This is a genomic window from Mucilaginibacter ginsenosidivorans (assembly GCF_007971025.1).
Classification (GTDB): domain Bacteria; phylum Bacteroidota; class Bacteroidia; order Sphingobacteriales; family Sphingobacteriaceae; genus Mucilaginibacter; species Mucilaginibacter ginsenosidivorans.
Genome location: NZ_CP042436.1, coordinates 2318111 through 2329809, shown reverse-complemented (window position 1 = coordinate 2329809; position 11699 = coordinate 2318111). Strand labels below are relative to the sequence as shown.

General features: G+C 46.3%; 12 protein-coding genes. 4 read left to right on the top strand and 8 right to left on the bottom strand.

Going from position 1 to position 11699, the window contains the following annotated elements; all coding sequences use genetic code 11:
- Nucleotides 1–11: 11 nt before the first annotated feature.
- From FRZ54_RS10605 to FRZ54_RS10585, 5 genes are read right to left on the bottom strand one after another with little or no spacing between them, the layout of a single operon-like run.
- Entirely contained in the window at nt 12–677 is a 666-nt protein-coding gene (locus FRZ54_RS10605) for a hypothetical protein (RefSeq protein ID WP_147031586.1), read from the bottom strand.
- A 50-nt stretch (nt 678–727) separates the two neighbouring features.
- Nucleotides 728–3391, bottom strand: coding sequence for a carboxypeptidase regulatory-like domain-containing protein (locus FRZ54_RS10600; RefSeq protein WP_187359807.1), 2664 nt, complete (start codon nt 3389–3391; stop codon nt 728–730).
- A gap of 8 nt (nt 3392–3399) precedes the next feature.
- Nucleotides 3400–4296 (bottom strand): GLPGLI family protein, encoded by an 897-nt coding sequence (locus tag FRZ54_RS10595; RefSeq protein ID WP_147031584.1) that lies wholly within the window; start codon nt 4294–4296, stop codon nt 3400–3402.
- Nucleotides 4297–4321: 25 nt separating this feature from the next.
- On the bottom strand, nt 4322–5233 hold the full coding sequence (locus FRZ54_RS10590) for a GLPGLI family protein (protein WP_187359806.1): 912 nt from the start codon (nt 5231–5233) through the stop codon (nt 4322–4324).
- A 31-nt stretch (nt 5234–5264) separates the two neighbouring features.
- Nucleotides 5265–6161 (bottom strand): GLPGLI family protein, encoded by an 897-nt coding sequence (locus tag FRZ54_RS10585; protein WP_147031582.1) that lies wholly within the window; start codon nt 6159–6161, stop codon nt 5265–5267.
- A gap of 351 nt (nt 6162–6512) precedes the next feature.
- On the opposite strand from FRZ54_RS10585, the gene FRZ54_RS10580 reads away from it, so the two are divergent.
- From FRZ54_RS10580 to FRZ54_RS10570, 4 genes are all read left to right on the top strand, one after another.
- A complete protein-coding gene (locus tag FRZ54_RS10580; RefSeq protein WP_147031581.1) occupies nt 6513–7694 on the top strand; it encodes a sensor histidine kinase in 1182 nt (393 codons plus the stop codon).
- Complete coding sequence (locus tag FRZ54_RS24440) at nt 7691–7831, top strand: hypothetical protein (RefSeq protein ID WP_187359805.1); 141 nt, start codon at nt 7691–7693, stop codon at nt 7829–7831. Before FRZ54_RS10580 ends, FRZ54_RS24440 begins: the two co-directional genes overlap by 4 nt.
- A complete protein-coding gene (locus FRZ54_RS10575; RefSeq protein ID WP_147031580.1) occupies nt 7828–8523 on the top strand; it encodes a LytR/AlgR family response regulator transcription factor in 696 nt (231 codons plus the stop codon). Before FRZ54_RS24440 ends, FRZ54_RS10575 begins: the two co-directional genes overlap by 4 nt.
- A 63-nt stretch (nt 8524–8586) precedes the next feature.
- Nucleotides 8587–9213, top strand: coding sequence for an RDD family protein (locus FRZ54_RS10570; RefSeq protein ID WP_147031579.1), 627 nt, complete (start codon nt 8587–8589; stop codon nt 9211–9213).
- A 35-nt stretch (nt 9214–9248) separates the two neighbouring features.
- On the opposite strand, the gene FRZ54_RS10565 is transcribed toward FRZ54_RS10570, so the two are convergent.
- The 3 genes from FRZ54_RS10565 to FRZ54_RS10555 all read right to left on the bottom strand — a co-directional run bounded on the left by FRZ54_RS10565 (nt 9249) and on the right by FRZ54_RS10555 (nt 11637).
- Nucleotides 9249–9866, bottom strand: a complete 618-nt coding sequence (locus FRZ54_RS10565; protein WP_147031578.1) for an RDD family protein — start codon at nt 9864–9866, stop codon at nt 9249–9251.
- Nucleotides 9867–10003: 137 nt separating this feature from the next.
- Nucleotides 10004–11002 (bottom strand): LiaI-LiaF-like domain-containing protein, encoded by a 999-nt coding sequence (locus FRZ54_RS10560; RefSeq protein WP_147031577.1) that lies wholly within the window; start codon nt 11000–11002, stop codon nt 10004–10006.
- A 41-nt stretch (nt 11003–11043) separates the two neighbouring features.
- On the bottom strand, nt 11044–11637 hold the full coding sequence (locus FRZ54_RS10555) for a PspC domain-containing protein (protein ID WP_147031576.1): 594 nt from the start codon (nt 11635–11637) through the stop codon (nt 11044–11046).
- Nucleotides 11638–11699 lie beyond the last annotated feature (62 nt).

The following is an 11699-nucleotide window of genomic DNA, read 5'->3' as shown; positions in this document are numbered from 1 at the left end:
GCCTCAGCAACTCAATCCCCGCTCATCATTTTTATCGCGTCTTCATATTTGGCTATAAGAGATGGAGCGCGGTCAAAGGCCCAGCCTTTGTAATTATCGCGCATCAGAACCAGGCTGGCATGTACATTTTCCGGCCTCCGCGATTCATATCTTAAAAACACATCGGCTATTTTATCTTCCAGCTTATCTATCCTCGCCTGCTGCGCATAAATATCGGTCAGTTTGGTTATTAGTCCGAAATCGGCTTTACTGATTATATCCTTGCTTTTGGCTACTTCCCATGCAACTGTACTTAAATCGCGATATTGAATACCAGCCGGGGCGATCAGGTTCAAATGAAATTCATCGTTCGCAATGATCTGATGCTGAAACTGCTTATTGTTCAAAGCCGAGTCGATGTTCTTCAGCACCATTTTCTGGTAGGTGTACTGTTCTTCTTCGGCCTTCTTGTTTTTGATCAGTTCCTCTTTAATATTTTTCAGCAACTCCTTCGTTTCATTCTTTTCGTGCAAGCCGTTAAAATATTCTGTAAGGAATAAAGCCAGCAGCACGCTGAATATGATCAATACCGATTCGCCCAGGTATTCTTTGATATCACGGAGCACATAAACTTCGGGTTTATCTTTCTTATGGTGTGGTTTCGGATCTTCTGCAGGCGCAGCCGGTTTATCTTTCATGGTGCTGATTTACACCCTAAAAATAAAAAAGAAATTCTAAATCAAACCAATCATAGATTAAACATCATTTTTAGCAGCACTATCCTTCCCGGAAGCGTGTATGAACTCGCCGTTAATGTATTGGCCGACAGGTATAATGCGTTATAAGTTTTCACATTCAGAAAATTAACAGCGCTTAGTTCCAGGTCGGTTTTCCATTTTTTGATGCGGTAGCGGGCGGATGCATCTGCAAAGAAATATTTCAGGTCGGCATTGCCCTGCTGGCGGGTAAAATAATGCTCGCCTGAAAGCTTGAACAGCAGATCGTCCGAAGGATCATAGTTGAATTCAACCTGCTGCAGCAACTGTTTGATATTGAAAGCCGATGCGTCGTTTACCGAATGACTGCCGGTTTCGCTCGCGGTAGCCTTATAGCTGAAATTGATCTTTTCGCTCACTTTAGTCTCGGCGCTGAAGTTTAAAGTTGTCGATTTAGTTTTGAACGGCAATAAAGTGTTGTTCTGTACCTGGTTAGAACTGGCCGACTGCCATTGCACACCCGCGCCGAAAGTTGTGTGCAGCACAAAGGAATACTTACTTACCGTGCTGCTTAGCGTCCACGAATTGGTGCTGTTTTGGAAAGGCAGCACAATGCGCTGCTGAAGGTTGCTGGTTATAACGCTTGAGGCGATATTATTGGCGTCGACATGATTGTACAAGGCGTTCACACTAAAGAAAAACAGCGTAAGTGCCTTCCGGTAATTGAAGCCAATGCCCACAAGCTGATTTTTCAGCTCGGTCAGGTCGGCATTGTTGGCGTAAAGGGTGCGGTAATCCTTCAGGATATATCCATTGTAAACATCTTCGATGCTGCCAATCTGGTTGCGGTAGTTATATTGTAAAGTAAAAAAATTTTCCGTGCTTACCTGGTATTTCATTCTGAATTGCGGGCTGAAATAAAGTTTTGAAAGACTCTTATCGAGGTGATACAGGCTATCGCTGTAACCGATCTGCTGATAACTGAACGGCAGCGTCAGGTTGGCCTTAAAGATATCTCCGGGTAAATCCCAGGCCAGTTCGCCGTATATCTTTTTCCTGTTCCAGTTCAAATGGTTAACGGCGCTATCGGAGACCAAATTGGTTGCGTTGTTAGCCTGCACCGCTGTTAGCGCCGAATTCAATGTTTGCGATTGCAAACTGAAACCCGCCTTTATACTTTGTGTTACGAAGTTGCCCGGTATTTTGTACGACAAATAATTATTGGTGTACCATGCCGGGATATTGGCATTTTGAAGCAGTTGATTATATGCCGTACCACCGTTGAACACGGCAGCATTATAACCCGGGGTGATGGCCCTGTTCTCAGGCTCTGATGAATGGCTGATGTAAGAATAGGTCTCGATGATATTATTCGATTTCGATGTCCTCAGCAGGCTGAATTCGTTCGAAAAATTCAGCGGGTTATCGTGCAACACCTGGTTCAAAGGCGTACCGTTGGTGTTCAGCATCGAATAGCTGTTCTGATGCGCATAGTCGACAAGCAGCGCGTTGTTCAGGTAGTATTTATCCTGGTTCACCTTCATAGTGAGCTGCCCGTGCAGGATATCCGGCCTGAATTTATTGTGCTGCATTTCGGAATAGTGTACGGTATCGCCGGGCAGGTAAACCGTCGTTTGCTGGCTGTAATCCTGTTTTTGGGTATCGTGCAGGTAGTAAAAGTTGGCCTTGAACTGCACACTTTTTTTAAGGTTTACAAGATTATTAAGGTTGATAATACCCGACTGGTCGAAAAGATACCGGTTTCGTTCCAGGTTGGGATCATTAACTGTGCCTAATGAAAGCATTGCCGGGGGGATAGCATTATCAATGCGCTGCTGGTAATCTGAAAAGTTGTGCGATACCAGGTTTTGCTGAACATCGTCGCCGGTATTGTTTCCCTGCAGGTAGTTTACCGCCTTATACTTATCCTTGAACATCATCGCGTTCAGGTTAACATCGTAATTACCGGGTAGACCTGCGCCAATGCTTTCCTGCCCCAGCAGGTGCAGCCTGGCATCTTTTTTAATATCCAGGTTCAGGGCCACATCGTCGCTCATTACCTTGTTTTGGAGCATTTTAATCGGCTGATCGTTCTGTATTACCTGCACCTTGTTCACTGCCCCGTTGGGTATGGTATTGGTGGCGATATTGTATTTGTCGTCGAGCAAATTATCGCCGTTGATATAAAGGTTGGATATGGGTTTATTGTTGTAGAGAATTGTACCGTCGCCGGACACTGTAATTCCGGGCAGTTTTTTGATGACATCACCTATTACACGATCCTGCGGACTGCTGAAATCGGATACTTTATAACTCGTTGTGTCACCATTTATCTTCAGCACCGGCCGATTGCTTTTGATGACCACCGCCTGCAATTGGTTTACGGAGGCCTGCAATACAAAATCGACCGGCTTTGCCAGTGTGGCAGCTTTCGCCTGTATCTTGTAGGCTATACTGCGAACTTCAACCAACAGGCTATCGGGGCTCGCGCCCGATGGCACCGGCAGATTATAAGTTCCATCGCTGGTTGTTGTGCTATAAGCCACAATAGCACTGCTAACCCTGTTCTTCAGGGTAACAGTGGCAAAGGGTACGGCTTTCCCGGTACTGTCCTTAACCGTTCCATGAACGCTTCCCTGCGCAAAACAAAGCGCAGAAAACAGCAAGCCGCATAGCAGCAATAGTATAGATCGCATAAATCGCATCATCTCTTTTCCGGTAATTCTATGGGGTTATTTATCAGGATGCCAGGACCTGCTTTCCTGTCTAATTTCGGTCCGTCGCTGCCCTTGCCGCCGGTCATGGCCTGTGCAAAAGCATTTGGGTCCCTGCGCATTACCGCCTGCAGCTTTTCAAATTCTTTATTCGTGGTTTTGATACCTTTGGTTGGTACCTGGATGATATTCGGATCAGTGTCGTCCCCGTCATCCCCAGGGGGTGCGATTATCCTGCCGTGGCGGTCTTTTATCGGCTTACGCGCTCCCAATACGGCCTTTTCCACCCGGTCGAACTTGAAAACCACTTCCTTTTTTGAATCATACGCCTCAACGATGACGCCCGGCAACCCATTCAGCTTCCAGGGTCCGACGTGCACCGGCAGATCGGGGCAAAACCATGCCGTGTAATCCCGCCCTTTAAAATGGCAGGTTGCCTTCTGGCAGCGGAGCTCACCAAAGTTCGCCTTATCGCCACTGATGTGCCAGTTTATGACCGGCAGCGCCTCGCCGATGATATATGCATCGTTGCCAATAACTTCCCTGCGCACCAGTTCCCTGTTATTAATAAACTGGGAGTATTCAGTGCCTGAGCCCGTCATTTTACGATCAAGCCTGATATTACCGTCTGCAGAGTTGAGCAATTGCTCCTGGAATTGCCTCCGAAACAGATCGTTTTGCAACTGGCGGTCGTAGCTCTTATAACTACCCAAGGCCTTCCCCACAAATAAAACCATATTTTCGGTATAGGGGTGCGCGCGGTTATTGGTATCACGCACATAACTGAACTTATAATGCACCAGTATTTGTGCCGTATCCGGCTTTTGCGCCAGCGCCGCCTGTAGCGGCGCGGCCAGCAGAATCCACATAGCTAAATATCTGTTCATCACTTTGCGGTATTTTCAAACCCGTTTATTTCCCTGGCAGCTCGATTGGGTTATTGATCACCGGCTGGGGTCCTACCTTTATCCTGATATCGGGCTTTGGTCCGCCGTTATTTGGCATACTCGCCAGCATCGATTGCACAAAGGCGTCCGGGTTCTTGCGCATCGCATCCCGCAGTTTTTCAAATTCTTTATCGGTGGTTTTAATACCCTTAGCCGGCACCTGGATGATGTTGGGGTCGGTGTCCGAATCGCCGCCGCCTATTGTCACCATCACCATGCCCGGGTGGTCGTCGGCCTGTTGTTTAGGTTTTGGCGCCACGGGCAGGGCCTTCTCCACCCTGTCGAATTTAAAAACCACGTCCTTCTTTGCATCATAAGCCTCCACAATAACGCCCGGCAGCCCGTTCAGCTTCCACGGACCGACGTGCACCGGCAAGTCGGGGCAAAACCATGCCGTGTAATCTCGCCCTTTAAAATGACAGGTGGCCTTCTGGCAATGTAACTCGCCGAAGCTTGCCGTATCATTGCTGATGTGCCAGTCTATAGCAGGCATCGCATCATCTATGATGTAAGTGTTCACCAACAGGGGCTCTTTACGAACAAATTTATTATCGCCCGGAAACTGGAAGTACTCGGTACCCGATCCGGTGTTCTTACGGTTGATCCTGATATTGCCATCGGCAGAATTATGCATTTGCTCTTCCATTTGTTTTTTGAATAGCTGGTTTTCCAACTGCCTGTCGTAGCTTTTGTAGCTGCTGGTGTTCTTTCCTACAAAAAGGGCCATATTCTCGGTGTAGGGATTGGCGCGGTTAGTAGTATCGCGCACATGGGTAAATTTGTAGTGCACCAGTACCTGGGCGGTGTCGGGCATTTGCGCGGAAGCAGCAAAAACGGGCAAAACCAACGCTGCAATAATTATTAATTGTCTTTTCATGATCATGATTAGTTTATTACTATTCTTCGGTTTATTTTTTTTCAGGTAATTCCATTGGATTATTGATCACAGGACCTTTAAGCGGAGGGCCCATTTTTACGTGATCCATTTTAGGACCATTGCCTGCGTTTACCGCCTGTACAACGCCGTTAGGATTTTTTCTCATGGCTTCCTGCAATTTGTCAAAATCCTTTTGCGTGGTTTTGATCGAACCAAGCGGTGGCGCTATCAAATTCATGTCGTCATCCAAGTCACGTAATATCGGGGGCAGGTCTTTTTTGTCAACCGCCGGCCCATTCCCCGGTGATGTAGCGACTGTTTTTTCCACGCCATCAAACTGAAATACCACTTCGTTTTTTGCATCACGCGCATCTACGATCACACCGGGCAAGCCATTCAGTTTCCAGGGTCCGGTACGTACGGGCAGATCGGGGCAAAACCATGCGCTGTAATCCCTGCCCTTAAAATGACCTGTGGCTTTCTGGCAATGCAGGCCCCCAAAAGTTGCGGTATCACCGGTAGTTTTCCAGGCTATTGCAGGAAGCGGCCCTTCTATCGCATAACTGTTGGCCATCAGCTGATCTTTGGTCAGTAATTTTTGCTGATTGGGGTACTGGTAATATTCAACATTCGAGCCTACTCCCCTTCTGTTTATCATAGGGTGCCCATCCGGGCTGGCTGCAACCGCTTCGGCAAAGGCTTTTTTAAATTGTGCCTTATATACTACTCCATCATAGCTCCTGTAAGCGCCCGCGCTTTGGCCCACATATAATACCATGTTTTCTGTATAGGGATGCTCCCGGTTTGCGGTGTCCCTTACCCACGAAAACTTGTAATGTACCATCAACCGCGCCGTATCGGGGTTCTGAGCTTCAGCAGAAATAAAAACCATTAATAACAGGGTTGTCAGTAACAGTAGTCTTTTCATATCGTAATAATTTTAAGCAATAGTATTTCCCTTAATTCATTCCATAAAAACTTTGGTATGAACAGCATTTTGATGTTTATGAAAGGGAGATATTTGGTATTTGGTGAAGGGATTAGTTGACTCACCCCGACATCGTTTCACTCGTCGACCCTCTCTACCGCGAGCGGTAAAGAGGGTTGTTATCCCTGTAATAAAGAATCATTTTTTAGGTGTTAGCCAACTGGGGGCGTGACAAGTTGACCGCACATAACAAATCGCTCCAAATCTCAAAAAACTTCCATTCGCCTAACTATTTACCGGGTTAGTAACATTATTTTTTGATGCCATTGACACAATTTTATCTTTGTTGATATGCTTAAGATCAGGAAGAAAGACTGGATAGAGATCGTGCTTCATATCGCGTTCTGGGTTGGCGTTTTTTATACACTGCTATCGCTGACGGAAGCGCACATAACCATTCGTGTCGACCATGCCGAAGGTGCTGTAAAAAAGGATCCTGTGCTGATAAGGGATGTCAGGCACACGTTATCGCCGTACCTTTTTATCACGCTCGGTTTTCTTGCCCTGCTGTTCTATGGTAATATCCTTTTGTTATTTAAAAAGGCGCTGCACTTCAAAAATATATTGATCAGGGTGGCTATACCCGCAGCTTATTTTGCCGCCATCTTCGCGGCGAATTATTACATTGGTGAATCGCTTTCGGCACCGAAAAATGATCAGCCATTTATGCGTACTTTTAAAATGGACGACCGGAATAACTGGTCGCCTCCCAGCCTTCCCGGTGTAAAAAAAGACCTTGTTTTTCGAAATGATACTCTTGTATTTGCCCGCAGCGGTTTATCCAATACGATATTGTTTATTTTTATTATCGTATTTGGCCTTTCCATAGCCTATTTCTTTTTGAAAGAATGGTCAAAGGCCGAAAAGATGCGCTCGGAGTTGGCGGCGGTTCAGCTGGATACCGAGGTGAAATTTCTCAAATCGCAGGTAAACCCGCACTTTCTTTTCAACACGCTGAACAATCTTTTTTCTATGGCGCAGGGCAAAGGAAACGACGATCTTGCCGACGGTATATCAAAACTTTCGGGTATGATGCGCTACATGATATACGAAAGCAACGAAGAAAGCGTCCCGCTGAAAAAAGAGATCGAATATCTTGAAAATTGTATCCTGCTTAATAAATTGCGTTATGCTGATGACGAGGTGAGGGTTGTATTCAACTATCCCGATCAAACAGAGGGTGTTTTAATTGCGCCGATGCTATTCATCCCCTTCGTCGAAAATGCGTTTAAACATGGGGTATTGATCGGTAATACCTCTGAAATTGATGTTTCTATTGGGGTTACAGCGAATCAACTCGAATTCACCTGCGCGAATGCAATGTATGAGGTGAAAAAAATGGACGAAAAAAGTGGTATCGGGCTCGAAAACGTAAGGCGAAGACTGGAACTGGTTTATCCGGGTAAGCACAGCCTTGAGATAAAAAATACTGATGGCCGGTTTTTGATTGATCTTAAAATTGATTTGGAATGATGTACTTTGCCTCACCCCTGCCCCTCTCCAAAGGAGAGGGGTGTATTAAACAGCCGCCATTTTTCAACCAGGCATCCAAAATCCACTCCTTTGGAGACGACTTTGGTGAGGCCACTCTTAAAATTGACCTGGAATGATAACCTGCATAGCAATCGACGATGAACCCAGGGCACTGGAGGTGATAGAACGGTATTGCCAGAAAAGCAATTTGACCGAACTTAAGGCCACCTTCCGCGAGCCGGTGAAGGCCATAGAATTCCTGAACCGCGAAAAGGTGGACCTGGTGTTCCTCGACATCAACATGCCCGACATCAGCGGCCTGCAACTGATCCAAACCCTGGCTGAAAAGCCCATGGTCATATTCACCACGGCCTACAGTACCTACGCAGTGGAAAGCTACAATCTGAATGCTATTGATTATCTGCTTAAGCCCATCACTTTCGAGCGTTTTTTGGCCGGGGTGAACAAGGCAGCGGGTTTACTACAGTCGAAAAGCGGCAACGGAGGTAAGGAAGACGCGGCAACCGTATTTATTAAAAGCGGTTCGCAAACCTACCAGGTGCGTATTGCCGATATCCTGTACCTGGAAAAGGACGGTAATTACATAACGGTTTTCCTGAAAGACAAGCAGATACTTATCCGCGAGAACATGGGTGATATTTTTGACCTTGTACCCGCAACGGAGTTTGTGCGGGTGCATAAATCATTCGTTGTGGCAATCAGGCACATCACCATGATAGAGGTGCACCAGCTCGTTATTAATGGCACGAAAATCCCCATCGGCAGTACTTACCGCGAACCTTTGCGTGCACGTTTGGGATTGAAATAAATCCCTGACCTGCCTGGTTTTCTCTGGTGAAATGTTTATCTTTCATCATCACAATTAAACCGGATGATCAATAATTATTACCTTATCGAGAATAACGAACAAGTTGGGCCATTCTCACACACCGAATTAATGGAACGCGGCTTGTCGCCCGCCGAAATGGTCCTTTCTCCATTGACAAATGAGTGGAACAGCGCCTCGAACCTGCCCGAACTGCATGAGTATTTTACATTGCAGGGAATTTACCTGCCAACGAACGCCAATGCAGCAAATTTCTGGTGGAGGCTGCTGGCCTATATTATCGACTATGTAGTGATAATCCTGGTTGTCGCCGCGCTCGCCGTTTTTTTGGGCTTTTTCGAGGCCTACACAGGCGCGCATACCGACATGTTATTTGATGACCGCAACGACTTTGCATTTAAACTGGTACTTGTGATCAGCTTTATGCTTTATCACGCCATTTTCGAAGCAACTCGCGCGCAGGGAAGTATTGGCAAGATCATCTGCCAGTTAAAGGTGGTTGATATGGATGGCCGAAGAATAAGTTTTCGGAAGGCTTTAGGCCGTAACCTGGCTAAAATATTGTCGAGTATCCTGTGCGGTATCGGCTACCTGCTTATTTTCTGGAACGACCGCCACCAGGGCCTGCACGACCAAATGGCCAAAACTTATGTGATCAGGAAAAAGAATTAAAAGCACTGCTACCGCTAACTCAGAACCGCCAATTTCTAAATCAGCCTGTCTTTCATCACCAAAGTACCTGCTATCATATCATGCGCGCATTGCTGCTGTTTATTAAAAAAGATAAGCAAATACCCTATAAATAATGGTAAAAAGGAAAACAGCTTACAAAAATTACGAACAAGGGCCGTTGCGGTGCTTATCCTTTTCCCTTCCATATCGCAAACTTTGATCTTAAGCACCTGCTTGCCCCAGGTAGCCTGCTTGTCCGAGCTTTCCATCACCACGTGATAGATAAAATTGGTAACCGGTATCAGCACCAAAAGACTCAGGGCTATCGCCAGTCTTGATTCCCGGTCTGTTATTACCAGCACGGCGGTAAACCCAAGGATAATATATATACCCGAAATAGCCAGCAGATCGAGCGCTGAAGCCAGCATGCGCTGGTCGAGCCCGGCAAAGTATTGGGGTATTACGCTCTGTTGTTTAAAATGGAACACCTGCCGCAGCTCGGCAATTTCGTGCGCCTCTTTGTAGTCGGGCATTTCGGCGGTCTTTACAAAATCCCCGGGTTTCAAACCCAAACCCTTTAATTCCTCCACGGAAAAGGGGCCCTCCGGTTTACCGTTAATAACGAGTATGTATTTATTGTTGAAATGTTGCAAAGTTGGAAAGTTGAAGAACTATTTTAGCTATGACAAAGATAAGTGCGGCCCGTTACATAAAATTGTATTAAACAAAAAATGCAATGCCGTCCGGTATAACCTTCAGGCATTGCAACTTTCAAACTTAACAGAGATCTTTAGTACTTATGTACCTTAAAGTCGGAGATACCGCCGCTTATGTGTATGTAAATTTTGTTTTTGGCAGCGTCGAACCCGCTGGTTTCGTATTCGCCATTGCTCATCTTATTAAAACCATCGAAGGTATTTGATGACAAGCCCGAATCGGATTTGATATGGCAGGCAGCGTTAGAAGGCACATCGATGGTTACGTCTGACGCCCCGGTGGAAACATTGATATTTGTTTCGGCCAGCGGCTGTCCCACTTTAACTTTAAAGGCTCCGGCGCCGCCATTAATTTTTACCGAGCGGAGCTTATATTTTGAAAGATCGAAATCAAGGTCGGTAGCGCCGGCGTCGATATTTATTTCCCATTCAGGATTTGTGTTCAGCCTGATATTGGCCACGTTCGCGTCGTTATTGTTATCGCCCCAGCCCCATACGCCTTTGTGATTTTTCATAATGAAGTCCATTACGAATACCGAATCGTCCTGGTGGGTAGTAAACTGGTACCTGCCGTGAAACTCGTGTGTTTTGGCGTTGAACAGATCGCCGGTAGTATCGTTCAGCCTGTAGGATGTAGCGCCGCCTTTGATATTTAACTGCGCTACCTTTACCGCTGCATTAAAAGGTTCCCTGAATTCGCTATCGCCCGATACCTTGACCATTTTGCCGCTGTCGCTGTCGTCAGAGTCGTCACCATCGTCAAAATTGATGTCGCCATCATCATTATCCTTGTTATAGTGATAACGGAAGCCGGGCCACCAGTGATTCCGGTAATTAAAGTTACCGAACAGGATCAGCGCAAAGCCGCCTACTATGACAGTTATCTTGAGTATCGTTGCCCATGCGGTGCGGTTATTGGCCAGCAGCAGGTTAACGCCGCCTATCACCAGGAAGATAGGCCACAAGTGCCATATGTTGTTCCACTGAAAATGGATGTATCCAAAATTATGCAGCAGGAAAGCCGCCCCGATCAATACCAGGATCATGCCCGGTACCAGTTTATCGTTTTTCATGATCTTAATTTTTAAATTGTGTAATTTAACTATCGCCCTGGTTATTCGGGGGTGTTGGTTTCGGCGGTATCGCCGTCGGTTTTTTCTTCTTTAACTGATTGCCACTGGGCATTCAGATCCCTTTTCTTTTTTTCGCCCGACAACATCAGCACACATCCTACGGTTATCAGCGCTATCGGCCACAGGTGTTCAAAATCCCAATCGGGTAAAATATTAAGGTTATCCAATAAAATCGATCCGCCTACAACAATAAGTATCACACCAAAAATGATGGCAGCCAACGAAGTTGAACGCGGTGCCGGTTGAAACGGCGGATTTGGCTGCGGCGGTATATTAGTGAACGGGTTTCCCTGGAAAGGGTTGCCGCCAAAGGGGTTACCGGTTGGGGGCACAGTACCTTCGGGCCCCTGGGGTGGTACAGTGTAATCAACCGTAGGGTCCATATACGGGAAGGGCTTTTTTGGAAGCACTATCCACAGAACAATGTACACCGGCAAGCCGCTGCCATGAAATATACATGCGAGCACAAAAAACAGCCGCACAAGGGTCACGTCTATGGTAAAATAATCGGCCAAGCCGGCACAAACACCGCCTATCTTCTTGCGGAATTCGTCTCTATATAATTTCTTTTCCATTTTGTTAAGTTTTTAATTTGTGATTAGCTAACTGCTATTAGTAATTGGTTAAGGCTGATCAA